Here is a 26,023-nt window from a genome sequence, read left to right as displayed (position 1 = left end):
TGGGCCGGACTTTGCGATCAGCGAAAAGGTCTGTATAGCCGCTCCTCGAGAGGGGGACGTGCCGTTGTCGGGCCGGGCCTGCCTTGTTGTCCAAGTGGGGGCATTCAATCGATGATGTTCCGTGCATGGAACGCGGCCGTGACCGCGCTGATTCTCGCCGTGTCGATCCATACGGCCATCGCGGCCGATAGCTCGCCGGCCGAGCAGATCTCCGAGTTCCGCCTGAAGCATGGCGAGGTTCGCGTGGCGCGGGATGCCACGCTCGACCGCATCGCCGCCGAGCAGGCGCGGGCGATGGCCGAGAAGGACGATCTGAGCCACGAGGTGCTCGGCCCGTTCACGCGCCGTGTCGCCCCGTCGAAGGCCGGCCGCGCGGCGGAGAACATCGCCTATGGTTATGAGACCTTCGACAAGACGCTCGGGCAGTGGATCAATTCGCCGCCGCATCGCAAGAATCTGCTTCTGCACAACGCGACCAAGGTCGGCATCGCCAGCGCCAGGAATGCCAGCGGCAAGCGCACCTATTGGGCGATGGTCATCGCCGGCGATTACGAGACCAAGCCGCCGGCCAGGAAGAACGATAAGGGCAAGCCCGACAAGAACAAGAACGACAAGGGCAAGCCGGCCGTCGTCGCGCAGGCGAAGTCGACCGGCAAATCCGAGACCAAGACTGAAGCCAAGTCCGAAGCGGCCCACAAATGGGGCGCCTCGCCGAAAGAGTGCCATCTCAATATCAAGCTGCTGGGCCTGTGCATCTGACGCCTGACGTCCCGTGAGTTGGCGGCGTGGTAGGCTGGGATCGCATCACAGCGGCGGCTTGTTCAGGTGCAGGTAGCTCGGTTCGAATTCGCCGAGCCCGGCGAGCTTCGGCCAGTTGTGAATCGTCAGCGTGCCGGCGCGGAAATCGACGGTCCGGCTCGCGCGCAGCTCGGCCAGCGTCCGGTTCACGGTGGCGATCGCGTTTTCTGCACGATGCTGCCGAGACTAACACGGATCGTATTTGTCTCAATCACGCGCGGATATCAAATCTCGTCTGATCCCTGGGCTAGAGCGCGGATGGCGGCGGAAATCTGAGCTCGACGATCAGCCCGGGAGCATTGTCGTGCAGCGCGATGCCGGCACCATGCAGCTGCGCGACCGCCGCCGCGAGGCTCAAGCCCAGTCCATTTCCCGTCGTGTAGCGGCTGCGCTCCAGCCGGTAGAAGCGCTTGAACACCTGGTCGTACTGGTCTGCGGGGATGCCGGGGCCATTGTCGGCGATGGCGATCGCCGCGCCGCCATTCTTCGTCGCGCAGGTTACGGTCACCTGGCCGTGCGCGTGGCCGTGCTTGATGGCGTTGTCGACGAGATTGGCGATGGCATCGAACAGCAGGTCGCGGTCGCCGGTGACCTTCACCTCGCGCTCGCCCGCAAGGCTGAGACGGGTCGCAACCTGCTCGGCCGCGGCATCGTAGAGCTCGACGACTTCGCCCGCGATGTCGACCAGGTTCAGCTCGCGGAATGCGCCCTTGCGCGCTCTGCTCTCGATCTCGGAGATCCGGGTGATGGAGGCGAACATGCCGAGCACGGCATCGAGGTCGGCGATAGTGTCGCCGATCAGCGCCGCGTCGGCTTCGCTATTGCGCGGGGCATGATAGGCTTTCTCGAGCCGTCCGCGCATGCGCGTGAGCGGTGTGCGCAGGTCGTGCGCGACGTTGTCACCGACCTGCTTGACCTCGCTCATCAATGTCTCGATACGGTCGAGCATCTGATTGAGGTTCTCCGCGACACGGTCCCATTCGTCATAGCTGCCGCGGAGGGGGATACGCTGGTCGAGGCCGGAGAGCATGATGGCGCGGCTGGTGGCATTGATCTGCTCGATTCGTCCGACCGTCCGCCGCGTTACCAGCACGGCGGCGACGATAGCCAGCACGAGGACCAGCACCGCGACCGCGATCAGGGCCAGCGCAATCGTCTCCGTGAAGCCGTCATGATCGCCGAGGTCGCCGACCCGGCCGCGCACATAGGCCAGGGTTCCGAAATAGACATAGGCGATCATCGCGCCGACGATCAGGCCGAAGATCCCGATCGCGATCAGCGCCAGGCGAAACGTCGATGAGCGGAGTGTCTTAGCCAGGAGCACGGAGGCGATACCCGATGCCGCGGATGGTGTGGATCAGCGGATAGGCTTGGGCATCGTCGACCTTGCGTCTGATCCGACCGACATAGACGTCGATGATGTTGGTGGACGGATCGAAATGCAGGTCCCAGACATGCCGCAGCAGCATCGCGCGGGAAACGACGCGGCCCTCGTTGCGGACGAGGTATTCAAGCAACTGGAATTCGCGCGGCAACAGCGGGATCTTCTTGCCGCCCCGGCTGGCGCTGCGCGAGATCAGGTCGATGGCGAGATCGCCGACGCGCAGGATCGTCTCCTTGGCGATCGTTTCGCTGCGGCGTCCGAGCGCCTCCAGGCGCGCCAGCAGCTCGACGAACGAGAACGGCTTCACCAGATAGTCGTCGCCGCCGGCGCGCAGACCGCGGACGCGCTCGTCGACCTCACCGAGCGCGGAGATGATCAGGAAGGGCGCGGCGATGCCATCCTCGCGCAGCTGCCGCATCACCGTGATGCCGTCGGTATCGGGCAGCATGCGGTCGATGGTGATGACGGCATAGTCGCGTTCGCTGCCGCACCTGAGCGCCTCGAGGCCGGTCCCGGCAAGATCGACCTCGTAGCCGGATTTCGTGAGCTCGTCAGCAAGCTGCCCGGAGGTCTCCGAATCGTCCTCGACGACGAGAATGCGGCGGTGACCTCCCGTCATGGCTCAACTCCGCGGTGGCGGCGGAACGCGAGTGCTCCGATTGGCGAAGTTCGCATCATATCGCGGCGAATTCGTGCGAGCGTCGCAAATTGAGAGCACTAGCAATCATTTGATCTAGTACCAATATTCGCCGCACGCATTGAACCACTGCCAGCCCCAGGGTGTCCACCTGCGGTGCCAGCAGCCGTCGTAATAGCCATAGCCGGCATAGATGAACGGCCCGCCGAAGAAGGCGAAGCGGCGATGATGGTGGAAGAAGAAGGCGTGGCGGCCGCCGAAGTGCCCGCCGTGCCAGCCGGCGCCGGCGAAGCGCGGTCCGAACGCCGCATGCGCGCCGATGGGTCCACCGGCGAAGCCCGCGCCGCCGAAGCGAGCGCCACCGAAAGACCCTCCAAAATGAGGCCCGCCCATGCCGCCCATGCCGCCCATGTGCATACCGCCGCCACCGAAATGTCCGCCACCGCCGCCAAAGCCGCCATGTCCGCCACCGCCAAAGCCACCGCCGCCGCGCGCGAGCACGGGTGAAGCAACTGTCAGCGAAGCGGCGAGCGCCGCCGTGACGAGGCCGGTGAGAAGCCTGTTGGTCATCGGAAGATCCTCCATGCCATTGCGCGAGCGTCTCGCTGCGGGATGAGGACCAGATGAAGCGACGGCAGCCTCTCCTTCAACTTACAAATGCGCCAGTTTCTGACGCCGAAGTCAGAATGCGCCACTCTCGACTCCGTCTCGCCGTCTTTGCGGCAGGTCCATGGCCGGTCACGATCTCGAACGTAGCAGCACGGCGCTGGCGGGCGGCATGTGGATCAGCGTCGTCTGCGCGGTGATGGGCACCATCGTCTGATTGTGTGGCGACCAGCTGCCGTCGGCAGACACGATGGCGTTGTTGAGCGTCTGCCCGCTGGTCGCGGCGAGGGCCGCGCCGGTCAGCCAGAACGACTCCAGCGTCGAGGCGCTCTGACCGAGCGTCAGCTGCGCATCGACCGCAGTCTCGGCTTCCTTGTTGATCATCACCACGTTGACGCCGCCATCCTCGCGCAGCGTGCCGTAGGCATTGACGCGAAGATGCGGAGAGCCTTCGATAACGCCGCGAACGCTGGTGCCTTGCGCGCCCAGAGCGAACAGCAGCAGGCCATCATAGACAGGCCTCACCTCGACGACCCCGCCATTGTCGTCGGCGATCGGCGTATAGCCAGGGCCGTGGCCTCCGCCGTGCAGGTTGACGCCGTTGCAGCCGTTCAGCGCACACTGGAACATGAAATCGATGACCCAGAGCGCGGTGCCATACGCGTTGGAGATGTGGGGCGCGCCGCCGTTGAAGAAGGAATTGCACTCCGCCATGCGCCAGCCCAGCGGCAGGTTGTTGTCGCGGACCGCCTGGCTGATGTGTCGGAGTTCGCCGGCCAGAGCAGGGTCGTCCCGCAGCAGCAGGTCGAGCGTGGAGCCTGGGTCGCGGCCATCGGCACGGTAATAGTGCTGGGTCACCAGGCTGATCTGCGCGGCGGCGTCACGCGCGAAGGGCAGGGCGAATTCGGTCGCGAAGGAGGCGGCTGCAGGGCCCGCAAGGCGGGCCGACGGAGCAGCAGCTGTGATCGCCTCGGCCATCGCGCGCCACTCGGACAGGAAATCATCATAGCGCCAGCTCATGGGACGATAGCCGTTGTGCGCATAGAGGTCCGGCTCGTTGCCGATCTCGAAGGCGAGCAACTGATCCCCGAGAATCCGGGCGGCATAGGCGGCTTCGGCCGCGCCGAGCGCGGTGGTGTTATTGGCGAGGTTGATGCCATAGATCACGTGCCAGCCGGTTTGTTTGGCAAAAGCGGCGAGCGCGTCGACCATCGCCGGCTGAATCGGCATCAGCCCTGGGATCGCGCCGAGCCAGACGCAGCGATCCACCGCATTGGCCCCGATGCGCAAGACGCCCGGACCGAGCAGCCGGCAAAGTCTGAGCTGGGCGCCATTATCCGCCGTGAACATCGGTTGCCCGAGCTTGTCCTTCTCGTAGCTCAGGCCGACGAAACGGCTGGTCAGCGTTACGCCGGGCGTATCGCGGTCGAGCCGGACGGTGACATTTGCACGGACGGTGCTACCGAGGGATGTGGACGCGGCCGGAGAGGCGGCATTGCCGCGGCTGGGAGTGTAGCCGAGCCAACCGCCGATGCCGATCGTCGAAAGGAGTGCGACGACCTTGCGGCGCGGTATGGTGCGATCGGACATAGAGTTCTCCTTGATCGCGTGTGCGCGCCGCCGCGGCGCGGCTCGCTCGCTGCTGGCGCCCATTCTTTAACGTCCGAAGACGGCAATGGCCGGCCCATGCAGGTGGAAAGATCGGCCGGGATTCATAGATGACACGTGTTGGTCCGAGATGGTCTCGGTTCGCCCGAAGCAGGATCCGGCATCTCGCGGGCGACATGGAGAACACCGATGTCTCGTGCGCTCATCCTCTTCGGCCTTGTCTTGGTCGTGGTCGGCTTGCTGTGGCCCTACATCGGCAAGCTCGGCCTCGGCCGACTTCCCGGCGACATCGTCGTCGAGCGGCCGGGCTTCTCGTTCTATTTTCCCCTGATGACGTCGTTGCTCCTCAGCGTCGTCGTGAGCCTCGTGCTCTGGCTGGTCAACCGATAGGAGAGGGGCCTGCCTGGCGGGCAAATCACCGTGAGGTTTCGCCGCGCCGGCCTGGCGCTGCGGGACGAGAGGCGGCTGAAAGGCGTTGCGCCAAACGGGAGATTTCGTGAACGCAATCAAGGCCGACTCGGCTGTCCAGACGACTCGTGAAAAATATTCAGCTTTCGTTTTTCAGAAATTCTGCTTTCCTGAAGCCATCCCGCCTCATGGAAGGGGCGTACGCGTCGTCACGATACGTGGAAGCGGGCTGCGATGGACGTGAAGGCTGCGCCGGACGAGCGCAGGCCGGCACGGACGGCGAAGTCGTGCGGTCCTGATACCCCGACGCTGGTATCACGCGCTGATGCGCAAGCATCATGCGCAATGGTGGCCAACAAGCCCGGCGCACCAGGGAGACCACGTATAAGCCGTAAAGCCATTCGCGCGGGGAAGGCCGGGATGTCTTGGCCGAACCTGTGGTTCCTGCCCCGTGCATTCTTCACTGCACGGGGGCCATGGGGGCGGCAAGCTCCCGGCCTTCCCTGCGCCCTCCGTTTTCGAGGGAGCGTTGCCGAGCATGACCCGGGCACGCCGTGCCGCGGGACGGTGAAGATGTGTTTGATTGGACGTAGGAGGAGTGCGATGCCGAAGCCACAACGCTCGGTGTCATCGTCCGCGAAAGCGGATGATCCAGTATCCCAGAGGCTTCGTTCTAGGATGCAGTTGGTGCCCTACAATCAGCCGGCCTCCTGCTCGCAAATGGCTCGGGCTCGGGGCGCTATCCCGGCTCACTTTACCGTCTCTGGGATACTGGGTCACCCGCCTTCGCGGGTAACGACGGGGAGCGGGGCTCCCAATACGTCACCCATTCTGACCCTTATTCGGCGTTGCGGTGGTCGGGTTTTCTCGGCTAAAAAGACGCCAGAGGACGCGTCGGCAACCAAGCATCAATGGTTTTGCCGCACGCTGTTGGCGTTCTCGAAGGGTCTGGCAATGCTGATTCGCGGCGCAAGGATTGGAGCATGCGACGGAGCGGTTTCCGCACCGACGATTGCTGCCGCGCCGCTGCTGCCCACCCGTGGCGCCCATGGCCCCGTTGGCCCGACCCTTTCGCTTGGGCTCCTGCTTCTTAGCCGCCCCTGAGGGCCGGCTGGGCGCGATGCGCCTGGGCACTCAGGGGTTCGCGCGAGATCACGAAAACCCTCCAGCGCCGTCAAGATAAGCGCACCAGCGAACAAGGAACTTAAATCCATGTCCACCGCACCGAAGTCCGACAAGGACCGCGTCATCATTTTCGATACCACCCTGCGCGACGGCGAGCAGTGCCCCGGCGCCACCATGACCTTCGAGGAGAAGCTCAACATCGCAGCGCTCCTGGACGGCATGGGCGTCGACGTGATCGAGGCCGGTTTCCCGATCGCCTCCGACGGCGACTTCGAGGCGGTCAACGAGATCGCCAAACGCACCCAGAACGCGGTGGTCTGCGGCCTGTCGCGGGCCGGCGCCAAGGACATCGACCGCTGCGCGGAGGCGATCCGCCCCGCCAGGCGCGGCCGCATCCACACCTTCCTGTCCACCTCGCCGGTGCACATGAAGTACAAGCTGCAGATGGACGCGCAGCAGGTCTATGAGCTGGTGATCTCCTCGGTGACGCGCGCGCGCAACCACACCGATGACGTCGAGTGGTCGTCGGAGGACGGCACCCGCACCGAGTTCGACTTCCTGTGCCGCTGCGTCGAGGCCGCGATCAAGGCCGGCGCCACTACGATCAATATCCCGGATACGGTCGGCTATGCCGTGCCGGAGGAATATTACGACCTGTTCAAGCGCGTGCGCGAGACCGTGCCGAACTCCGATAAGGCGGTGTTCTCGGTACACTGTCACAACGATCTCGGCATGGCGGTGGCGAACTCGATGGCCGGCGTGCGCGCCGGTGCGCGGCAGATCGAATGCACCATCAACGGCATCGGCGAGCGCGCCGGCAATGCGGCGCTGGAAGAAGTCGTGATGGCGATGCGGGTGCGCAACGACAAGCTGCCGTTCTGGAACAACATCGACACCACCCAGCTGACCCATGCCTCGAAGGTGGTGTCGGCGGCGACATCGTTCCCGGTGCAGTACAACAAGGCGATCGTCGGCCGGAACGCGTTCGCGCATGAGAGCGGCATCCATCAGGACGGCATGCTGAAGAACGCGCAGACCTACGAGATCATGCTGCCGGAGACGGTCGGCGTGAAGCAGACCTCGCTGGTGATGGGCAAGCACTCCGGCCGCCACGCCTTCATCCACAAGCTGGAGGAGATGGGCCACAAGCTGTCCGGCAACCAGCTGGAGGACGCCTTCGTCCGCTTCAAGGCGCTGGCCGATCGCAAGAAGCAGATCTACGACGAGGATCTGGACGCGCTGATCGACGAAGGCATGGTGCATGCCCATGACCGCATCAAGCTGGTGTCCTTGAGCGTGATCGCCGGCACCCGCGGGCCGCAACGCGCCACCATGAAGCTCGATGTCGACGGCGAGACCCGCATCGAGGAGACCGAGGGCAACGGCCCCGTGGATGCGGTGTTCAACTGCATCAAGGCGCTGGTGCCGCATGAAGCCAAGCTGGAGCTCTATCAGGTGCATGCGGTGACCGAGGGCACCGATGCGCAGGCCGAGGTGTCGGTGCGGCTGTCGCAGGACGGCCGCTCGATGACGGCGCGCGCCGCCGATCCCGATACGCTGGTCGCGTCTGCCAAGGCCTATCTCGGTGCGCTCAACAAGCTGGTGATGAAGCGCCAGCGCGATGTGACGCAGGCCAACGCGGCGGCTGCGGCGAGCTGATAGAGGGGCGGTCGGCCCACGATGCCGGACCGCCTCACATTCCGTCATTCCGGGGCGAGGCCGTCAGGCCTCGAACCCGGAATCTCGAGATTGTCTTGCGAGGGCGCCCGCCACGTCGAGATTCCGGGTTCAGCCGCTGGCGCTGCTGCCCCGGAATGGCGGAAGGACAAGGACGACAACGGCGGTGCGCAATTTTGCGCTGCAGCGACAGATTCCCGGTAGCTCCTCCTAACGGGCAATGGCTTTCCGTCGGCCTTATGGCTATTGATGCCTTGGCATACAAGCGGGAGCTGCGTTGCACGGCTCCCCGGAAAATTCGGGAGGCATGCTTTGCGTGATCTGACACGTCGTCACTTGCTCGTCTCCGCCGCGTCGCTCGCGGCGGCCGCCAAGATCGGCCCGGCTGCGGCCGCAGATGAGCCCATCGTCATCAAGTTCAGCCACGTCGTGGCGTCCGACACGCCGAAGGGCAAGGCCGCCGACAAGTTCAAGGAGCTGGCCGAGAAATACACCAACGGCCGGGTCAAGGTCGAAGTCTATCCGAATTCGACGCTCTACAAGGACAAGGAAGAGCTGGAGGCGCTGCAACTCGGCGCCGTGCAGATGCTGGCGCCGTCGAACTCCAAGTTCGGCCCGATCGGGATCAAGCAGTTCGAGGTGTTCGATCTGCCCTATATCCTTCCCGACCTGAAGAGCCTGCGCAAGGTGACCGACGGCCCGCTCGGCGGCAGGCTGCTCAAGCTGCTGGATTCCAAGGGCATGAGCGGCCTTGCCTATTGGGACAACGGCTTCAAGCAGATGACCGCGAACAAGAAGCTGATCACGCCCGCCGACTACAAAGGCCTGAAATTCCGCATCCAGTCGTCGAAGGTACTGGAGGCGCAGTTCCGGGCGCTCGGCGCAATCCCGCAGGTGATGGCGTTCTCGGACGTGTACCAGGCGCTGCAGACCGGCGTGGTCGACGGCCAGGAGAACACCTGGTCCAACATCTACACCCAGAAAATGCACGAGGTGCAGAAATACGCCACCGTCACCAATCACGGCTACATCGGCTACGTCGTGGTCGTGAACAAGAAGTTCTGGGATGGCATGCCGCCGGATGTTCGCGCCGCCTGCGAGAAGGCGATGAAGGAGGCGACCGACTTCGGCAACAGCCAGTCGGCCAAGGAGAACGACGAGGCGCTGGAGGAGATCAAGAAGGCCGGCAAGACCGAGATCGTGACGCTGACGCCCGAGCAGGACGAGGCGATGCGCAAGGCGATGATGCCGGTCTACAAGGAGGTCGCCTCGCGGGTCAGCCAGTCGCTGATCGACGAATTCTTCAAGGAGACCGGCCGCAGCCCGATGAACGGCTGAATGGGAATAGCCGAGACTTTCCGCGGCGGCGCGCCGCGGAAAACGTCTGATCGGGCGCTGATGGGCGCCGTCCGGTCGCTTGGGGACCTCTGATGTTGCTACGTATTCTCGACCGGCTCGAGGAGATCATCATCGCCAGCCTGATGGGCGCCGCGACCCTGATCACCTTCGTTACGGTTGCGCATCGCTTCCTGGTCGATGTGCCGTTTCTCTACCCTTACCTGTTCCAGATCGATCTCTCCTGGTCGCAGGAACTCTGCATCTACATGTTCATCTGGATGGCCAAGTTCGGCGCCGCCTACGGCGTGCGCACCGGCATCCATGTCGGCGTCGACGTCTTGATCAACCGCCTCAACGACCGCTGGCGCAAATGGGTGATCCTGTTCGGCCTGCTCGGTGGCGCGGTGTTTACCGCCGTCGTCGGCACCATGGGCGCGAAGTTCGTCATCGAGCTGATGCACACCGACCAGACTTCACCCGATCTCGAGATCCCAAGCTGGATCGTCTATGCCTGCATCCCGCTCGGCTCCTACCTGATGTGTTTCCGCTTCATGCAGGTGATGTGGACGTACTTCTGGACCGACGACCTGCCGCATCACGACGCGTCCCATGTCGACGACATCGAGGTCAGTCCCAAGGCGCCGATCGCGCTCGGAGAGGCCTGATGAGTGCGGCGCTGATCTTCGGACTGCTGTTTGCCCTGATGCTGACGGGCATGCCGATCTCGATCTCGCTCGGCCTCACCGTGCTCACCTTCCTGTTCACGATGACGGAAGTGCCGATCGAGAGCGTCGGTCTGAAATTGTTCTCCGGCCTCGACAATTTCGGGATCATGGCGATCCCGTTCTTCATCCTGGCCGGCACGTTCCTGACCCGCGGCGGCGTCGCGCGGCGGATGATCGCGTTCACGACCTCGCTGGTCGGGCATCTGCCGGGCGGTCTTGGCCTTGCGGGTGTCGCTGCCTGCGCGATGTTCGCGGCGATCTCCGGCTCGAGCGTGGCGACCGTGGTCGCGATCGGCTCGATCATGATGCCGGCAATGGTCGATTACGGCTATCCTCGCCGCTTCGGCGTCGGCGTGATCTCGACCTCCGGTGCGCTCGGCATCCTGGTGCCGCCCTCGATCATCCTGGTGCTCTACGGCGTCTCCACCAACACCTCGATCGGCGCGCTGTTCATGGCGGGCATCGTGCCCGGCGTCATTCTCGCCTTGATGTTAGCCGCGGTCACCTGGTTCGTCGCCTATCGCAACGGCTATCCGCGGATGAAGCGGGCGACGCTGAGCCAGCAGTTTACGGCCTTCCGCGAGAGCCTGTGGGGGCTGCTGCTGATCGCCATCGTGCTCGGCGGCATCTATGGCGGCGTCTTCACGCCCACCGAGGCGGCCGCGGTCGCCGCGGTCTACGCCTTCTTCATCACCGTCTTCGTCTACAAGGAGCTGAAGCTCACCGAGGTTCCGAAGGTGTTGCTGCAGGCCGCCAGCATGAGCTCCATGCTGCTCTACATCATCACCAACGCGGTGCTGTTCTCGTTCCTGATGACGCATGAGCAGATTCCGCAGGCGATGGCGGCGTGGATCGTCGACAAGCACTTCTCGATCTGGATGTTCTTGCTCGTGGTCAACGTCATCCTGTTGCTTGCCGGCAATGTGATGGACCCGTCATCGATCCTCTTGATCATGGCGCCGATCCTGTTTCCGCTGGCGACCAAGCTCGGCGTGCATCCCGTGCATCTCGGCGTGCTGATGATCGTCAATACCGAGGTCGGCCTCTGTCACCCTCCGGTCGGGCTCAATCTCTACATCGCCTCCAGCATCGCCAAGATGGGCATCAGCGAGATCACCATCGCGGTGCTGCCTTGGCTGCTGGCGATGCTGGCCTTCCTCGGACTGATTACTTACGTGCCGGAAATCTCGCTGTGGTTGCCGAAAGCGCTCGGTATGATCTGAACGGTATCGCAATGATCTGAAACAAATGGCCAAAATTTCGCTTTGCTGACAGGTGGTTACATCGGCGTAATACGGACGACTCTATCCAAACTGTAAGTTGATCGCGCCCGGACAGGCGCTCATGCTGCGGCAGCCTTTCCAACGGAGGTTCGCATGAAAAGGTTCACTCTTGCCGCAGTCGCCGTGCTCGCCATCGCGGGCTCCACGGCTGTTTACGCTCAGCGCTCGTGGTTTGCCGATCACATGCACCACATGCGAATGAGTCCTGAAGACCGTGCCGCGTTCCTGGACGCGCGGATCGCTGCCGTCCATGCCGGGCTGAAGCTGACGCCCGACCAGGAGAAATTGTGGCCGCCGGTCGAGAGCGCCGTGCGCGACTTGGTCAAGCTGCGCTTCGATCGTGCCAATGCCCGCATGAAGGCGGCCGACGACAATCAGGATGGGCAGAAGGCGGACGATCCGGTGGCCCGCCTGCGCGAGCGCGCCGACACGATGGCCGCGACCGCCGAGGCCATGAAGAAGATCGCCGATGCGGCCGACCCGCTCTACAAGACCCTGGACGATGGCCAGAAGCGCCGGCTGTCGATACTCACCCATCATGCCGACCGGTTCGGTCCGGAGGGGTGGCGCCATCATTGGCGGGAGCGAGGCGAGGGGGACGGTCCGGGCTTTGGCGAGCGCCGCTTCGGCATGGGGCCGATGCGGCACATGGGAGCGATGGACCACATGGGTCCTCCCATGGAGCATATGGGACGCCTGGATGAAGAGGGCGACTCCGGACGGCTCTGAACGGGGGGCGCCGATGGGCCGTTCGCCCTCAGCGAGCCGGGCTATATTGGGAAAACCGCCGGTAGCGGCCGGTTTTCCTGGTGTGGAAAGGCAAAAAATCGCCTTCTCTTGCTGGACATCCGGGAATCGCTTTGCTAAACGACCGGCTCTTGCGAAGGCCTTCCGGACGCAAGCTCCGGGCGCATAGCTCAGTTGGTAGAGCAGCTGACTCTTAATCAGCGGGTCCTAGGTTCGAGCCCTAGTGCGCCCACCAAGGTTTTCAATAGCTTAGGTGTCTCTCGCCGTCGCCATCCGTGAAGAACGGATAAGTGAGCGATCGGGAGTCGGTTTTCGGACATTGGTGAATTTGGGATTGCAGGCTCTGTAGGGCCTCCTCGGAAGCCTGCATTTGCAGCTTGAGATTCCCCTTCACCGGCGAGATGTTTTTCCAGCACGCATTTCCGCACAAACGCTCGGACCTGAGGGCGACGCGGTCAACTCGTCCTCACTACCGTCGGTCACAATCCGCCGCGTCCTCGCATGGCCGAGGACTTGGCTGGCCGCAATTCCGGTCGCTCTTTGGCACGCAGGCGTAGGCCGTCCTGCGGTCAAGCCGGCTTCTTAACGGACGACTTTCGTATTTCGGCTTTGGTCAGTTCGCAGAAGCGTGGGCACTCGGCGAAGGACCTCGATGCGATCGGCGATGAGAATGCGACGCCGCAAGCCCCGCTATCTCAACATCGACAGATAGGCGACGATGTCGGCCCGCTCCTTCCCGTCCGCCAGCCCCTTGAAGTACATCTTGACGCCGTGGACGTCCCCGCGCGGATCGGCGATGTAGGCATCCAACGCCGCGGCGGTCCAAGGTGTCTTGTTGTTCTTCATGCCTTCGGAATAGGCATAGTCCGGTACGGCCGCCGGCTGGCGTCCGACGATATTCCAGAGGCTCGGACCGACCTTGTTGATCCCGATCTCGGAGGAGTGGCAGTTCTGGCAGATGCGCTGAAAGATGCTCTTTCCTGCGACAGGGTCGCCATCCAGCGCCCCGGCGCTGGACGCAAGACTTGCGAAAACAACGATAAGAACGATGCGGCGGAGCATGCGAATCTCTTCCTCTCGACCCGGAGCGAGCGGACAAGCCTCACGGCTACGCCGCTCAGTAGATCGGCGCAGATGATCGGACAAAAGCCAGGCTCAAGTCCTTGTTCTGGATCAAGCCGCGTAGTTGCCGTTGCTGCTCAATTGCCCTAATCTTAAAAAAAACAACGAATACTATGGGAGGTGCCTGGTGGGAGATGCCGATCCTCGGCCTGCACGCCCGTCTGGTGTGATCGCTGCAAAGTCGAAGGCTGCAACGGAGAAAGCTGCGGCGGCTGACATCTGCGACCAATTAGCGGCCGACGGCTTGGCCATGGTGCTGGTCTTCCTGTCGCCCCACTATGATCCGAACGAATTCATCGCGGAGGTGACGACGCGTCTTACAGGCATCCCGGTGTATGGCTGTACGACAGCGGGAGAGCTCTCGCCGGATGGCTGGGAAGACAACAGCGTCGTTGCTCTCGCCTTTGCCGCAGACGATTTCACCGTGTTCGCGCAGCCCATCTTCGGGTTATCGGGCTTTCGCGTCGATGAAGGGCGTCGCCTCGGCAACCAGTTGAGGCAGGAATTGTTTCGGCATGGTGGTCGTGACGACGAAGGCGTGTTCGGACTAGTTTTGATCGACGGCATGTGCCAGCGGGAAGAGGCGATCATGTCGGCGATTTATGCGTCGCTTGACAATATTCCTCTGGTTGGCGGGTCGGCTGGCGATGGCCTGCGCTTTGAGCGCACCTGGGTTTTCCACGATGGCAAAGCTCATACCGACATGGCGGTGTTGATCTTGATCAGGACGTCTTTGCCGTTCCGGTTGTTCAAGTGCGACAATTTCGAGCCGACCTCGGTCAAGATGGTGGTGACGGAAGCCGATCTCGAACAGCGTATCGTCAAGCAGCTTAACGCCGAGCCGGCGGCGGAGGAATATTGCCGCGCGGTCGGTATCGCGGATTCCGAGCTAGACCCGTTTCTGTTTGCAGCCCATCCGGTCCTGGTGCGTGTCGGCGGCTCTTATTTCGCGCGCTCGATTCAGCGCGTGAGCCCTGACGGCTCGCTCCGATTCTTTTGCGCGATCGACGAAGGAATGGTGCTGACGGCCGCGAGGTCGCGCAACTCGGTGGCCGCCGCACGCGAGATGCTGGCTGAGGTCCGCGACGAGATTGGCGAAGTCTCGATCTTCATCGGCTTCGAGTGCATTCTCAGGCGTCTCGACGCGGAGCAGCATCAGTTCGCCCGGGAAATGTCCGAACTCTATCGCGACAACCGGATCGTCGGATTCCATACCTATGGCGAGCAGTACGGTTCCATGCACGTCAATCAGACGCTGACGGGTGTCGCGATCGGCATACGGGCAGGGGCGGAGCGATGACGGCGTCCGGCTCGCTGGAACACCTGCAGCGCGAAGCGGCCAAGCTAAGGAAGATCAACGCTGCGCTGATGTCCCGGGTCGAACGCTCGATGGACCAGCAGTTCAACGCGTTCTCGCTATTCGAAACGGCGATCGCGCTCGATCAGCAGGTCCGCGAACGGACGCGGCAGTTGCGGGATGCGCTGCATTCGATCGAAACGGCCAACAAGGACCTCTACCGGGCCAAGCAGCAGGCCGAAGCGGCCAGCTCGCTGAAATCATCGGTTCTCATCTCGGTGACACATGACCTGCTCCAGCCGCTGAATGCCGCGCGCCTGACGCTGTCGGCCCTGGCGGACGAGGTCCAGTCCGAGCGCGGAACGACCATGGTCGGGCAGATCGACCACTCGCTAGCCATGCTCGAGGATCTGCTGCGATCTCTGCTCGAAATTGCCAAGCTGGATGCCGGCGCCTTGCGCCCGGATCTCCGGCCCGTTCTGCTCACCACCTTGTTCGAGCCGCTCGAACGCGAATTCGCTCCGATCGCTGCGAAACGCGGACTGACGTTGCGCATCTGTCCGTCCTCGGTTGCCGTCGTCTCAGACGCCATGATGTTGCGGCGTATTTTGCAGAACCTGCTGGCCAATGCCCTGCGCTACACTAGGCGCGGTGGCGTGGTCATGGGCTGTCGGCCGGGGGCCAGCCGTGTTCGTATCGAGGTCCACGATACCGGCCCGGGCATTCCCAAACCGCAGCAGGAGGCGATCTTCCTCGAATTCCAGCGCGGTCGGCCGAGCGCCGAGGATCAGGCCGGCTTTGGACTCGGCCTCTCCATTGTCCGGCGGTTCGCCAAAGCATTGAATCACGAGGTCCGGTTGGCCTCACGGGGCGGCTACGGATCCACTTTCACGCTCGAACTCGACCGGGCAGACCCAGCAGCGGTCCTGCCGGACTCGCATCCGTCGAATGACGTCGACCATGAATATGGCGGGCTCGAAGGTGCCAAGATCCTGCTGATCGAAAACGACCTGGCGAGCGCCGAGGCCATGGTCAGTCTGCTGGAGAAATGGGGCTGCGACGTCGTGGCCACCGTGTCGTTGAAGGACGCATTGCAGCGCTTGAGCGCGCTCGGCGCGGTCCCTGAGACAATCATTGCCGATCTCCATCTGGACGGCAACGAGAGCGGACTTGCCGCGGTGTGGAGCATCCGGCAACTCATCGGCGACGTTCCGGCCATGATCGTGACCGCAGATTATTCGGAAGCTGCGGCCCAAGAAGCCAGCCTTTACGGGCTTGAGGTTCTGACCAAGCCGGTCAGGCCGGCGGAGCTTCGCGCTCTGTTGTCGTTTCTGCTGTCATGAGCGTCTCGGTGTCTTCTCCGCGGGCGTGGATCGGCGCGCGGCTAGGCGTCTCGCCGATCAGATTCACGAAATCGATCCTCTCCATCTCGATGATCGCCTTGGTCCGGCTCATGACTTGGAGCTTTCGCAGGATCTCCGACACGTGGCCCTTCACCGTGGTCTCGCAAATCCCCAGTTCGTAGGCGATCTGCTTGTTCTGCAGTCCGCAGCGGATCATGTCGAGCACCCGTAGCTGCTGCGGCGTCAACTCGTGAAGACGTTTCAGCAGATCTCGAGCAGGAAGCTTGACCCGCCGCGCACTCGCAAGACCGACTGCGCCGGCCTGAACGTGAGCCTCGCCGCGAAGGACGCTCCGGATCGCATCAGCCAGTTGTTCCTTCGATGTCGATTTCGAGATGTAGCCGGCAACTCCCAGAGAGAGGACATGGGCGACAAGCCGCGGGTCCTGATGCGCTGAAACCACGAGGACCGGAGTCCGCGGCGCGGTCTTGCGGATGCGAAGGAGGCCGGACAGTCCGCTCGTGCCGGGAATCGAGAGGTCGAGCAGGATCAGGTCAAATCCCGGCGCGGATGACAGAAGATCGGTGGCGATGTCGATGGACGTCGCCTCGGACAGTTCGGCATCCGGCAGGGTGATACGTATTGCGTTCTCCAACGCCTCGCGAAAGAGTGGATGATCCTCGACCATCAGCAATCGAGCCACTGCCTGTCACTCCCCGTCCTGATCGAAGATCCAGTCTGTCTGGTGTGGCGGATCCAATATTTGCAAATGAGCTTGTGGCAAACGGATACGATTGTCAAAGCCGGGACACCCGCGGTTCTGTTTTGTCCAGATCGATCATCGCGCTCCATCGACATCGCGACGTCCGTGGTCTGTTTCCGCGGCGTGACTACTGCTGCTTTCCGCGGACAGCGGTCCTCGATCCCGGGCGGCCTGTCTGAAGGCGCAGTTCGATCTTGCCGATTTCGATCACGGCCTTGTTGCGGCTGAATAGCCGGAGTTTTCTCAGTATTTCGGTAATGTGCGCCTTGATGGTCGATTCCGAAAGCCGCAATTCGGTGGCGATTTCGCGATTCTGGAAGCCCCGCCTGATCAAGTCCAGAACACGGAGCTGCTGTGGTGTCAGCTGTTCAAGGCGGGCCTGCAACGCGCGCGCGGAGCGATCGCCGTCGCGTTCGGCCGTGGGCAAGAAGTCTTTTGGAACGGAGATCGAACCGCTGAGCACGCGTTCAATCGAGGACGTCAGTTCGCGCTTCGAGGTTGACTTCGGCAGATAGCCGGCAGCGCCAAGCGATAGCGCCTCCCGCACGATATTCTGATCCTCGTCACTCGACACGATCGCGACCGGAAGCCGCGGATGGCTTGCGCGCAGCCGCAGGAAGCCCGCGAAGCCAACCGCGTCAGGCAGCGTCAGGTCGAGCAGCGCCAGATCAATTCCGGGGTCGGAGGCGAGGACGTGAAGTGCATCGGCAATCGAGACAGCCTCGAAGATCTCCGCCTCCGGATGCGCAAGGCGCACGGCGTTGCCGAGAGCCTCGCGAAACAGTGGATGATCGTCGATGATCAGAAAGCGCGTCATTCCCGACCTCGCTCGTATCGTCGGCAGACTTCGGGCGACCGGCGGCGCCCGCCTGCTTCAATTCGTCGTTTCCGGCGACTGCACAGTCAGCAGGAACGTATAGATGCTCTCGAACTGGTCGTCGGTAAAGACCTCCTTCCATGCCGGCATGCCTTTGGAAGGGCGGCCTTCATGCACGGTGGTCCAGAACTTATCGCGCATGTCCTCGCCGTAGCGAATGCGCAGCCGTCGCAAGTCGATCCGGCGCTCCGCCTGCACGGCATCAGGGCCATGACAATGTGCACAGGTCCCGTTGAAGATCTCTTTGCCTAGCGTCATCGTCTCGGCCCTGGGATCGGTCGCATTGGATTCCGAAACCCTGATCACCGAGGCCTCCGCGGCAGGCTCCTGGAGGAGCTGAGCAGGACCCGTAAGCGTGGCCAGCTTGATCGGGCTCGGCACAGCGCCGAGTCTGATCGGCGGATCGCCCGGCAGCCCGTATTTGATAGCCAATTCGGCAATTCGTGGTCCGAGCTGCGCCAAGGCAGCGTCAATCTGATCGCGCAATTGCGTGGAGGTTCTGGCGAACCCGATCGCAACATCCCAGGACAGGCCGGCGCCTTCGACCGGCTGGATCCGGAAGCGACTTTCGTAGGCCGTCTTGTTCAGCCAGCCTGCAATCGGCGCCCAGATGAAAGCGACGTCGGCATTGCCCTGGGCGAGAGCTGTCATGCCCTCGTCCGGCGTCAGCACGGTGATCTTCTTGATGTCGTCGCGCTCGGCCAGCAGATTTTGCGGTGTGGTCTGGTATTGCACCGCGATGCGCTTGCCTCGGAGGTCGTCGATGCTGCTGACCACAAATGTTCCTCGGCTGACGAGCGCATAGGTCTCGGTCGTAATCTTCTGCGAGAAGATCACCGTTGGTCCCATGAAATCCGACGACAGCGGTAGGCCTATCATGGCGTCGCACTGTTTGCCCAGCAGCGTCACGCGTACAGTTCGCTTGCCGAAATAGGATTTGTACCAGTCGTAAGTGACGGGGCGGCCGAGCTGCTGCGACAGGGCCTGGCCGACCTCGAGATAAAATCCCGGCTGCGATGGATTGTCGCTCGAGAACGGGAGATTGGTCGGATCCGCGCATAGCCGCAGCGGGGCCGCCTGGTTTGCCAATCCGGCGACCGACGATGCCAGCAGGGTGGAGACCGTCAATACGGCGAGAGACGTCGCACGTGCTGACAATTCGGCGGCGGCCTGCCAATTCGAGCCGGTTTGACGACGATTCAGGCGCATCCTCGATCCCTCGATCTTGTCATCTTGTTTGTTGTTTATCCGGGCCGGCTCGGTCCTCGCGGCCGCGCCATGCTCTTTCGCTTCGTGCGGATTGACTGGGCGGTGCGCGTGTCCCGGTTCCAGGGACACGCGCTTCTGTCGTGGCCGCCGCGGTTATTGGACCGCGAAGACGAACAACGCGCCGCCCTCGGGAGCCGCGTTCGTTATCTTTTTGCCGATCTCGCCCAGGAACGCCGGGATCGACGCGGTGCGTCCGACAACGACGGCGACGTACTGCTTGCCGTCGACCGAGTAGGTCACCGGACCGGCGCCAATGCCGGAGCCGAGATTGCGCTTCCACAGGATCTTTCCGGATTTGGCATCGATGGCGCGGAAATCACCGTGCAGATTGCCGGAGAAGACCAAGCCGCCTGCGGTGCTGAGTGTGCCTCCGTTGAAGGGAAGGTCTTCCTGGATGGACCAGACCTTTTTGTTGTTCACGGGATCCCAGGCGATGAGCTGACCGAGGAAGCCGCCCGGACCTTCCTTGGTAGGGAATTCAGCACCGAGATAGAACACGCCGCGCTTGTACGAGACGTCGCTGACCGCCCAGTCCATGCAGACATTGTTGGCCGGGATATAGACCAGGCCGGTCTGCGGATTGTACGACATCGGCTGCCAGTTCTTGCCGCCGATCAGGTTCGGACAAACGTCCTTGACGGGATGTCCTGGGCCCGGCCGCTTGTCCGGGTCCTCGACCGCGCGCAAGGTCGAAATGTCCCATTTCTGCGCCCAGTTGGCGAAGACGTATTTCTCGGCCGAGATCACCTTGCCGGTTTCGCGGTTTGCCACGAAGAAGAAGCCGTTGCGGTCGGCCTTCATCAGGGTCGGAACCGACGCGCCGCCGATCTTCAGGTCGGCAAGGATGGCCTCGTTGACGCCGTCATAATCCCAGGCGTCGGCAGGGGTGGTCTGGATGTGCCACTTGATCTTGCCGGTGTTCGGATCGAGCGCCAGCGTGGACGCGGTATACAGATTGGTCAGCTTGCCGAAATCACCATTGCCGGTCGAGCGCACGGCGGTGTTCCAGGGACCGGGATTGCTGGTGCCCCAATAGACCGTGTCGCTCTTCGGATCATAGGAGCCGACCAGCCACGCCGCCCCGCCGCCGTGCAGGCTGGTGTCGCCTTTCCAGGTCTCGCTGCCGGGCTCGCCGGGAGCAGGGACGGTGTAGGTCTGCCACAGCGCCTTGCCGGAGTTGATGTCGAAGGCCTGCAGCGACCCGCGCACGCCATACTCGCCGCCGCCGAAGCCGGTGATGACCTTGTCGCGCACGACCAGCGGCGGTGATGTGATGACCGAACCCTGCTTGTAGTCGACCACCTTCGACGTCCAGAGTTCCTTGCCGGTTGCGGCATCGAGCGCGGTCAGCTTGCCGTCGAGCCGTCCGACGAACAGCTTGCCGTCGGCGTAGGAGATGCCGCGGTTGTTGACGTCGCAGCAGGCGTATTGCAGCACGTCATCCGGAATGTCCGGCTCATAGGTCCATTTGCGCGCGCCGGTGGCGGCGTCGAGCGCATAGACGTATTTCGGGCCCCAGGAGGTTGATACATAGAGCGTGTTGCCGATCACGATCGGCGAGGCTTCGTTCGAGCGCAGCGAGGCGAGCGAAAACGAATAGACCAGTGACAGCTTGCTTGCGTTCCCGGTGTTGATCTCCTTGAGCGGGCTGAACCGGGTGTTGCTGTAATCATGACCCGCCATTGCCCAGGCCCCGGGCTCGCTGGCGGCCTTCAGCGCCGAATCATTGGCGCGGACACCTGCGGTGCCGGTCACAAGCAGGCCGACGACCAAGATGCCAGCCAAGAATCTCCTGTTCGTGAAATTCATCAGTTCCCTCCGCGTTTGTCTTTGTTGTGGTCGCGTAGCGCGCGCCGCGCCGAGCCCCGATGTGCAGTCGTGCTGCAAACATCGGGGTGAATTACACCACCACCTCTTCCGGGCTCTCATAGGCGGAAGGTAGTAGGCCGACGCGCGGGCGTTGAACGCCGATTCACGCGCTGTTTCCGGGGCTTGCCGGGATTTTTGATGTCCAGAGCTGCGCGCCGAGGCTCATCCGATCCGTCGGCAGACCTCGATTGTAGGCTCCGGCCGGTTGGAGTTGGAGCTCAGCCCTTCCCCTTGGAAGCGCTTAAGATCGCAGAGTTCGAGCCGGGCATGCACGAGATCGCGCGCGCATTTGTTGCTGCCGGCAGCCCCCTGCTGGCGATTCGCAGGCGCTTCGAGAGTCTCGTCGCGGCATTTGGTCTGGAGGCCTGTCGAGGGGGTGTCGCGCGGCGGAAGATCCCGCGTCCGCCGCTCTCGCCTGGTGCTTGATGCCCGCCATATCGACCGGGGCCGGAGTATGCCCGCACGCGTGATGAGCCGAAGCTTGGCTTCGCTGGCTTGTCTCGATTCTGCTGTGCGATCACTTTCGACCCTTGCCGCCGCATGGCGAGCTATTGCTGTTAACGCAAGCCGGGGCAACTCGCAGCAATGCGGCCAAAGTCCCCGCGACAGGATTGCGTACTTACCGAGTGCGACGGGAGAACCGATCGTGATCGCTTGTCCTTCTCTGCAATTCGGCGTGCGGCCAGTGCCGACCGATGACGCGCAGCTCGTATCTCATTATTCCGGAGGAACTGATGCCAATTCGACTTGCACCCAAACTTCTGGCCGAGTTCGTCGGCACCTTCGCATTCGTGTTTATCGGCGCCGGTACCGCCGCGGTGGTCGGTGACGCTCGTCGGAGACGGTCCAGCGAGAATTCGGAAGTTGGCCTGGCGTGAGAGTCGAGACTGTTCAAGCGCTGAAGCTATCGCCGTTTGAGTATCGGTTTCGGGCGCCTTGCCATCTCCTGATCGCGGCAGAGCTTGCGGAGCGAGATGGCGGAGAGACTTTCGTCGAAGGTCTGCCTCGCTCGACCCAACGCATTTTCACTCGAAAATTGACCTTTGTTCCTGCCGGACACGACTTCCGGGGCTCGCAGCAGCCGCGTGCATTGACCCGTATCGCGTGCTTCTACATCGATCCGGACGGATCTCTTGCCGATCCTGCGCTACGCTTCAGCGAGATCGAGTTCAGACCCCGTTTGTTCTTCCATGATCGGGACCTCTGGGAGACTGCTATCAAATTCAAGTTTCAGATCGAAAGACCCGGCCTGATGCACCGACAATATGGCGAGGCGCTTTCGATCCTGCTCGCGCACGAACTCGTTCGCTTCAACGGCAATGCCCGCCGGGGCGGAGGACCTTTCGACAGAGGCGGGTTGGCGGGATGGCAGCAGCGGCGCGTGACCGAGTACATCGAGGAGCATCTGGCTGAGGACATCGGGCTCGCAACCTTGGCTGAGCTGGCGCAGCTAAGTCCGTATCATTTCTGTCGCTCGTTCAAGAGGTCATTCGGCATTCCGCCACATCGATATCACGCGGTTCGCCGCATCGAACGGGCGAAACTGCTGTTGGCGAACCGCGACATGTCGATCACCGCGATTGCGATGGCGCTCGGTTTCAGCGAAACCAGCACCTTCACGACAGCCTTTCACCGGCTTGCTGGGCAGAGGCCGAGCAGTTACCGTCATCAACTCAATTAGAACAAAACAGAATCTTCCACCGGTCGCTTGGTGATCATCTCGACGCGCGGAATAGCCGCTCCCGTCTCAAAGGTGGTCCAGCCCGATATCCAGCGCGGCGGCGGAATGCGTGATCCAGCCGGCCGAGATCAGGTCGACGCCGGTTGCGGCGATCGCGGGCGCCGTGGCCGCAGTGATACGCCCTGAGGCTTCGGTGATCACCGTGCCGTGCGCCATGGCAACCGCGTGCTTGAGATCCTCGACCGTCATGTTGTCGAGCAGCACCGCATCGATGCCGAGTGCCAGCGCCTCCTCGAGTTGTGCCAGATTGTCGACCTCGACCTCGATCTTGACGAGATGGCCGACATGGGCCTTTGCGCGCGCGATGGCGGCGCGGATGCCACCGGCAAGCGCGATGTGATTGTCCTTGATCAGGACGGCATCGTCGAGCCCAAAGCGATGATTGCTGCCGCCACCGGCGCGCACCGCGTATTTTTCCAGGGCGCGTAAGCCTGGCGTGGTCTTGCGGGTGCAGACGATCTGCGCTCGCGTATCCTTCACGGCCGCCACAAGGGAGGCGGTCGCAGTCGCGACCCCGCTCAAACGGCAGAGGAAGTTGAGCGCGGTGCGCTCGCCGGTCAGGAGCGCACGCGCTGGACCATCGATGGTCGCGATCGTCTCGCCGGGCGCAACTGCGCTTCCGTCGGGGCGCTCCACCTCCATCCGGACGGCCGGTGAGATCATTTGAAACGCGCAGCGCGCCACCTCGAGGCCGGCAATGACCCCGTTCTGACGCGCCCTGAGTGCGAGCGAACCGCGCTGCTCGACAGGGACGATCGCGTCCGTGGTGATGTCGCCGGCGCGCCCGAGATCCTCCAGCAGAGCTGTGCGCACCAGCGGTTCGTAAAGCAAGGGTGAGAGCGGGGCGAGAGTCATGGCAGGACGCTCCTGAGCGGGCGCTCGGCCTCGGCGATGTCGCGTGCAGCGCCGAGCGCTTGTGAAAGCGTGAGGGGGGACGATTCCGCAGCTGGCAGCGGCTCGGGAAAATCGTTGCGAAAATGTGCGCCGCGACTCTCTTGGCGATTGTAGGCCGCGACCGCGATCATCAGCCCGACCAGGGCGGGATCGGCCGCGGCGCTGGAGCCTTTCGCCGTCGGGAGGAGATTACGAAGCGCGTCTGCCATTGATTGGCGATCACGCAGGACGCCGAGCGCTTTTGACAGCAGCGGCCGAACCGCGGACGGGTCCGATGTGGGCGGAAGCGCGACCGCTCCACTCGACTTGCCAGTGCGGCCGGGCGCTCCGGCGACGCTCTCGGCAACCCATTGCGCGCAGACGATCGCTTCCATCAGCGAGTTGCTCGCGAGCCGGTTGGCGCCGTGCAGCCCGGTGCGGCTCGCTTCGCCGCAAGCCCAAAGGCCCTCGACCGAGCTGCGGCCCACATGGTCAACGGCGATGCCGCCCATGTGGTAGTGCACAGCGGGCCGCACCGGGATCGGATCGGCGGCCGGGTCGATGCCCGCCATTCGGCAGAAGCTGCTGATTACAGGGTAGCGTGCAGCAAAATCCTTGCCTGGCTTCATGCGCGTATCGAGGAACACGCGATGTCCTTGCGCGCGATGGCGCCAGACTGCTCGCGCCACGACGTCGCGTGGCGCAAGCTCGTCCTCCATGAAGCGCGATCCCGTTTCGTCGATCAGGATCGCGCCATCGCCGCGGATCGCTTCGGTCAAAAGCGGCATCGGCCGCGATGGCCCGTCAAAAGCGGTGGGGTGAAACTGTACGAATTCGAGGTCGGACAGTGCAGCGCCGGCACGGGCAGCAAGCGCGAGACCCTGGCCGAAGCAGCCGGCTGGATTGGTGCTGTCGAGGAACAGGCCACCGATGCCGCCTGTCGCGATGACCACGCGCGCGGTGGCGAGGATCACCGGGCCGTCAGGACCAGCGGCGATTACGCCCCGGATCGCGTTGTCCTCGACGATCAGCCTGCGCGCCTCGAATCTCTCCAGCAGCGTGATCGACGGGCAGCGGCGCGCGGTGGCGATCAGCGCGCGCATGATTTCGCGGCCGGTACCGTCGCCGGTCGCGTGCACGATCCGCTTACGGCTGTGCGCGGCTTCAAGGCCCAATCGCCAGCTACCCTCGTCAGCCCCACGATCGAACGCGACTCCGAGCTGCGCCAGGCGATCGGCCGCGGCCGGCGCCTCCCTCACGATGCGGGCCGCGGCCGCCTCGTCGCACAGCCCAGCACCCGCGGCGATCGTGTCCTGCAGATGCAGGGCAGGGGAATCGTCCTTACCCACCGCTGCGGCGAGACCGCCTTGCGCCCACATGCTCGAGGCCTCGGCCCCGAGCGGCGACTTCGAGAGGAGCACGACGGGCTCGGGGGCGAGCTGCAACGCGGTCATCAGGCCGGCGGCACCTCCGCCGATGATCACGGGCTGCCCGGTCAGTCCTGAAATGTCGATGCTCATATCGCCAGCATCCTTTCCACCGAACGCCGGGCGCGATCGGCCATTCCCGGATCGATGGTGACCTCATGCGCATTGGCTTCGAGCGCGTGGCGGATGTTCTTCAGCGTGATCCGCTTCATGTGCGGGCATAGATTGCACGGCCGGATGAATTCGATGTCGGGATGCAGCACGGCGACATTGTCGCTCATCGAGCATTCAGTCAGCAGCACCACGCGCGAAGGCCGCTCTCTGCCGACGAAGTTCGACATCGCGGCCGTTGAACCCGAGAAGTCAGCCACATCCACCACCTCCGGTGGACACTCCGGATGCGCCAGGACCGTGATGCCGGGATGGCTCTCGCGAAGCGCACGGACGTCGTCGGCGCTGAACCGCTCATGAACCTCGCAGTGACCCTTCCACGCCGTGATCTTCACCTTGGTCTGCGTGGCGACGTTGCGAGCGAGATATTCGTCCGGCAGCATGATGACGTGCTCGGTGCCGAGCGACTCGACGACGGCGAGCGCATTGCCGGATGTGCAGCAGATATCGGATTCCGCCTTCACCGCGGTCGAGGTGTTGACGTAGGCGACGACGGGCGCATCCGGATAGTGCTCGCGCATCAGCCGCACGTCCTGCGCGGTGATGGAATCCGCCAGCGAACAGCCGGCTTCGAGGTCGGGGATCAGCACCGTCTTCTCGGGATTGAGCAGCTTGGCTGTCTCGGCCATGAAGTGCACGCCCGCGAGCACGATGATGTCGGCGTCGACCTTGGTCGCCTCACGCGCGAGCAACAGGCTGTCGCCGACGATATCGGCCACGCCGTGGAAAATCTCCGGCGTCTGGTAATTGTGCGCGAGCACCACCGCGTTGCGCTTGCGCTTCAGTTCGAGGATGGCCTCGACATCCTCGGCGAAGGTCGCCCATTCGGGCGGCGGGATCACGCGTTTGACACGGTCATAAAGCGGCGCAGTGCGCGCAAGCGCATCCGATCGAAGTGAGGCCATTTATACTCTCCATGAGCATAACATAGCTTA

23 protein-coding genes and 1 tRNA gene are annotated in these 26,023 nt (G+C 63.3%); 11 read left to right on the top strand and 13 right to left on the bottom strand.

Annotation, left to right across the window (positions count from 1 at the left end; translation table 11 throughout):
* Positions 1 to 114 precede the first annotated feature (114 nt).
* Positions 115 to 759 carry a CAP domain-containing protein gene (locus tag QXZ85_RS04150; protein WP_410051352.1) on the top strand — a complete coding sequence of 215 codons (645 nt, stop codon included), beginning with the start codon at positions 115 to 117 and terminating at the stop codon, positions 757 to 759.
* Positions 760 to 804: 45 nt separating this feature from the next.
* Here QXZ85_RS04150 and QXZ85_RS04145 read toward each other — a convergent pair whose 3' ends face one another.
* From QXZ85_RS04145 to QXZ85_RS04125, 5 genes are all read right to left on the bottom strand, one after another.
* A complete protein-coding gene (locus tag QXZ85_RS04145) occupies positions 805 to 948 on the bottom strand; it encodes a hypothetical protein (protein WP_409977614.1) in 144 nt (47 codons plus the stop codon).
* A gap of 97 nt (positions 949 to 1,045) precedes the next feature.
* On the bottom strand, positions 1,046 to 2,122 hold the full coding sequence (locus QXZ85_RS04140; RefSeq protein ID WP_316173362.1) for a HAMP domain-containing sensor histidine kinase: 1,077 nt from the start codon (positions 2,120 to 2,122) through the stop codon (positions 1,046 to 1,048).
* Positions 2,109 to 2,801, bottom strand: a complete 693-nt coding sequence (locus QXZ85_RS04135) for a response regulator transcription factor (RefSeq protein ID WP_315700837.1) — start codon at positions 2,799 to 2,801, stop codon at positions 2,109 to 2,111. The genes QXZ85_RS04140 and QXZ85_RS04135 overlap by 14 nt, the downstream gene beginning before the upstream one ends.
* A 114-nt stretch (positions 2,802 to 2,915) precedes the next feature.
* On the bottom strand, positions 2,916 to 3,389 hold the full coding sequence (locus tag QXZ85_RS04130; protein WP_315700836.1) for a hypothetical protein: 474 nt from the start codon (positions 3,387 to 3,389) through the stop codon (positions 2,916 to 2,918).
* 168 nt (positions 3,390 to 3,557) lie between these two features.
* Entirely contained in the window at positions 3,558 to 5,015 is a 1,458-nt protein-coding gene (locus QXZ85_RS04125; protein WP_315700835.1) for a hypothetical protein, read from the bottom strand.
* A gap of 207 nt (positions 5,016 to 5,222) precedes the next feature.
* Here QXZ85_RS04125 and QXZ85_RS04120 point away from each other — a divergent pair, with 207 nt between their 5' ends.
* The 7 genes from QXZ85_RS04120 (at position 5,223) to QXZ85_RS04090 (ending at position 12,571) form a co-directional block, all read left to right on the top strand.
* The gene (locus QXZ85_RS04120; protein ID WP_315700834.1) at positions 5,223 to 5,423 is read left to right on the top strand and encodes a DUF2905 domain-containing protein; all 201 of its coding nucleotides are present in this window, start codon (positions 5,223 to 5,225) and stop codon (positions 5,421 to 5,423) included.
* 1,230 nt (positions 5,424 to 6,653) lie between these two features.
* Complete coding sequence (locus QXZ85_RS04115; protein WP_315700833.1) at positions 6,654 to 8,225, top strand: 2-isopropylmalate synthase; 1,572 nt, start codon at positions 6,654 to 6,656, stop codon at positions 8,223 to 8,225.
* A gap of 393 nt (positions 8,226 to 8,618) precedes the next feature.
* Positions 8,619 to 9,581, top strand: a complete 963-nt coding sequence (locus QXZ85_RS04110) for a TRAP transporter substrate-binding protein (RefSeq protein ID WP_315703072.1) — start codon at positions 8,619 to 8,621, stop codon at positions 9,579 to 9,581.
* A 92-nt stretch (positions 9,582 to 9,673) separates the two neighbouring features.
* Positions 9,674 to 10,246 carry a TRAP transporter small permease gene (locus QXZ85_RS04105; RefSeq protein ID WP_315762667.1) on the top strand — a complete coding sequence of 191 codons (573 nt, stop codon included), beginning with the start codon at positions 9,674 to 9,676 and terminating at the stop codon, positions 10,244 to 10,246.
* Positions 10,246 to 11,529 (top strand): TRAP transporter large permease subunit, encoded by a 1,284-nt coding sequence (locus QXZ85_RS04100; protein ID WP_315700831.1) that lies wholly within the window; start codon positions 10,246 to 10,248, stop codon positions 11,527 to 11,529. Before QXZ85_RS04105 ends, QXZ85_RS04100 begins: the two co-directional genes overlap by 1 nt.
* A gap of 153 nt (positions 11,530 to 11,682) precedes the next feature.
* Entirely contained in the window at positions 11,683 to 12,318 is a 636-nt protein-coding gene (locus QXZ85_RS04095; protein ID WP_316173364.1) for a Spy/CpxP family protein refolding chaperone, read from the top strand.
* Between the two features lie 177 nt (positions 12,319 to 12,495).
* Positions 12,496 to 12,571, top strand: a tRNA-Lys gene (locus QXZ85_RS04090).
* 455 nt (positions 12,572 to 13,026) lie between these two features.
* Here the strand turns inward: QXZ85_RS04090 and QXZ85_RS04085 are convergent.
* Positions 13,027 to 13,398, bottom strand: a complete 372-nt coding sequence (locus tag QXZ85_RS04085) for a c-type cytochrome (RefSeq protein WP_315767316.1) — start codon at positions 13,396 to 13,398, stop codon at positions 13,027 to 13,029.
* Positions 13,399 to 13,585: 187 nt separating this feature from the next.
* Here QXZ85_RS04085 and QXZ85_RS04080 point away from each other — a divergent pair, with 187 nt between their 5' ends.
* Positions 13,586 to 14,758 carry an FIST N-terminal domain-containing protein gene (locus tag QXZ85_RS04080; protein WP_315700828.1) on the top strand — a complete coding sequence of 391 codons (1,173 nt, stop codon included), beginning with the start codon at positions 13,586 to 13,588 and terminating at the stop codon, positions 14,756 to 14,758.
* A complete protein-coding gene (locus tag QXZ85_RS04075) occupies positions 14,755 to 16,098 on the top strand; it encodes a hybrid sensor histidine kinase/response regulator (protein ID WP_315700827.1) in 1,344 nt (447 codons plus the stop codon). Before QXZ85_RS04080 ends, QXZ85_RS04075 begins: the two co-directional genes overlap by 4 nt.
* Here QXZ85_RS04075 and QXZ85_RS04070 read toward each other — a convergent pair.
* The 4 genes from QXZ85_RS04070 to QXZ85_RS04055 form a co-directional block, all read right to left on the bottom strand.
* Positions 16,052 to 16,801 (bottom strand): response regulator transcription factor, encoded by a 750-nt coding sequence (locus tag QXZ85_RS04070; protein ID WP_315762661.1) that lies wholly within the window; start codon positions 16,799 to 16,801, stop codon positions 16,052 to 16,054. The genes QXZ85_RS04075 and QXZ85_RS04070 overlap by 47 nt on opposite strands.
* Before the next feature lie 187 nt (positions 16,802 to 16,988).
* Complete coding sequence (locus tag QXZ85_RS04065; protein WP_315700825.1) at positions 16,989 to 17,678, bottom strand: response regulator transcription factor; 690 nt, start codon at positions 17,676 to 17,678, stop codon at positions 16,989 to 16,991.
* Between the two features lie 57 nt (positions 17,679 to 17,735).
* Positions 17,736 to 18,947 (bottom strand): c-type cytochrome, encoded by a 1,212-nt coding sequence (locus QXZ85_RS04060; RefSeq protein ID WP_315767318.1) that lies wholly within the window; start codon positions 18,945 to 18,947, stop codon positions 17,736 to 17,738.
* A gap of 153 nt (positions 18,948 to 19,100) precedes the next feature.
* Positions 19,101 to 20,792, bottom strand: coding sequence for a PQQ-dependent methanol/ethanol family dehydrogenase (locus tag QXZ85_RS04055; RefSeq protein WP_315762657.1), 1,692 nt, complete (start codon positions 20,790 to 20,792; stop codon positions 19,101 to 19,103).
* Between the two features lie 1,174 nt (positions 20,793 to 21,966).
* Between QXZ85_RS04055 and QXZ85_RS04050 the strand changes: the two genes are divergently transcribed.
* Complete coding sequence (locus QXZ85_RS04050) at positions 21,967 to 22,557, top strand: AraC family transcriptional regulator (protein WP_315700822.1); 591 nt, start codon at positions 21,967 to 21,969, stop codon at positions 22,555 to 22,557.
* A gap of 66 nt (positions 22,558 to 22,623) precedes the next feature.
* Here QXZ85_RS04050 and nadC read toward each other — a convergent pair whose 3' ends face one another.
* Genes nadC through nadA form a run of 3 tightly spaced genes read right to left on the bottom strand, consistent with a single transcriptional unit; the run spans position 22,624 to position 25,993 of the window.
* The gene (gene nadC, locus QXZ85_RS04045) at positions 22,624 to 23,472 is read right to left on the bottom strand and encodes a carboxylating nicotinate-nucleotide diphosphorylase (RefSeq protein WP_315700821.1); all 849 of its coding nucleotides are present in this window, start codon (positions 23,470 to 23,472) and stop codon (positions 22,624 to 22,626) included.
* Positions 23,469 to 25,010: an L-aspartate oxidase gene (locus QXZ85_RS04040; RefSeq protein WP_315700820.1), complete on the bottom strand. Its 1,542-nt coding sequence runs from the start codon at positions 25,008 to 25,010 to the stop codon at positions 23,469 to 23,471. Before QXZ85_RS04040 ends, nadC begins: the two co-directional genes overlap by 4 nt.
* The gene (gene nadA / locus QXZ85_RS04035; protein ID WP_315728468.1) at positions 25,007 to 25,993 is read right to left on the bottom strand and encodes a quinolinate synthase NadA; all 987 of its coding nucleotides are present in this window, start codon (positions 25,991 to 25,993) and stop codon (positions 25,007 to 25,009) included. Before nadA ends, QXZ85_RS04040 begins: the two co-directional genes overlap by 4 nt.
* Positions 25,994 to 26,023 lie beyond the last annotated feature (30 nt).

This window comes from Bradyrhizobium sp. SZCCHNGR1005 (assembly GCF_032489995.1).
Classification (GTDB): Bacteria; Pseudomonadota; Alphaproteobacteria; order Rhizobiales; family Xanthobacteraceae; genus Bradyrhizobium.
Note: the sequence above shows the minus strand (reverse complement) of the source record. Positions and strands in the feature narration are given on the sequence as shown.

Excerpts from the sequence above, each read along its gene's own strand:
- QXZ85_RS04150 (WP_410051352.1), top strand. The coding sequence starts at position 115 with ATGTTCCGTGCATGGAACGCGGCCGTGACCGCGCTGATTCTCGCCGTG.
- QXZ85_RS04135 (WP_315700837.1), bottom strand. The coding sequence starts at position 2,801 with ATGACGGGAGGTCACCGCCGCATTCTCGTCGTCGAGGACGATTCGGAG.
- QXZ85_RS04130 (WP_315700836.1), bottom strand. The coding sequence starts at position 3,389 with ATGACCAACAGGCTTCTCACCGGCCTCGTCACGGCGGCGCTCGCCGCT.
- QXZ85_RS04125 (WP_315700835.1), bottom strand. The coding sequence starts at position 5,015 with ATGTCCGATCGCACCATACCGCGCCGCAAGGTCGTCGCACTCCTTTCG.
- QXZ85_RS04120 (WP_315700834.1), top strand. The coding sequence starts at position 5,223 with ATGTCTCGTGCGCTCATCCTCTTCGGCCTTGTCTTGGTCGTGGTCGGC.
- QXZ85_RS04115 (WP_315700833.1), top strand. The coding sequence starts at position 6,654 with ATGTCCACCGCACCGAAGTCCGACAAGGACCGCGTCATCATTTTCGAT.
- QXZ85_RS04105 (WP_315762667.1), top strand. The coding sequence starts at position 9,674 with ATGTTGCTACGTATTCTCGACCGGCTCGAGGAGATCATCATCGCCAGC.
- QXZ85_RS04100 (WP_315700831.1), top strand. The coding sequence starts at position 10,246 with ATGAGTGCGGCGCTGATCTTCGGACTGCTGTTTGCCCTGATGCTGACG.
- QXZ85_RS04095 (WP_316173364.1), top strand. The coding sequence starts at position 11,683 with ATGAAAAGGTTCACTCTTGCCGCAGTCGCCGTGCTCGCCATCGCGGGC.
- QXZ85_RS04085 (WP_315767316.1), bottom strand. The coding sequence starts at position 13,398 with ATGCTCCGCCGCATCGTTCTTATCGTTGTTTTCGCAAGTCTTGCGTCC.
- QXZ85_RS04075 (WP_315700827.1), top strand. The coding sequence starts at position 14,755 with ATGACGGCGTCCGGCTCGCTGGAACACCTGCAGCGCGAAGCGGCCAAG.
- QXZ85_RS04065 (WP_315700825.1), bottom strand. The coding sequence starts at position 17,678 with ATGACGCGCTTTCTGATCATCGACGATCATCCACTGTTTCGCGAGGCT.
- QXZ85_RS04060 (WP_315767318.1), bottom strand. The coding sequence starts at position 18,947 with ATGCGCCTGAATCGTCGTCAAACCGGCTCGAATTGGCAGGCCGCCGCC.
- nadC (WP_315700821.1), bottom strand. The coding sequence starts at position 23,472 with ATGACTCTCGCCCCGCTCTCACCCTTGCTTTACGAACCGCTGGTGCGC.
- QXZ85_RS04040 (WP_315700820.1), bottom strand. The coding sequence starts at position 25,010 with ATGAGCATCGACATTTCAGGACTGACCGGGCAGCCCGTGATCATCGGC.
- nadA (WP_315728468.1), bottom strand. The coding sequence starts at position 25,993 with ATGGCCTCACTTCGATCGGATGCGCTTGCGCGCACTGCGCCGCTTTAT.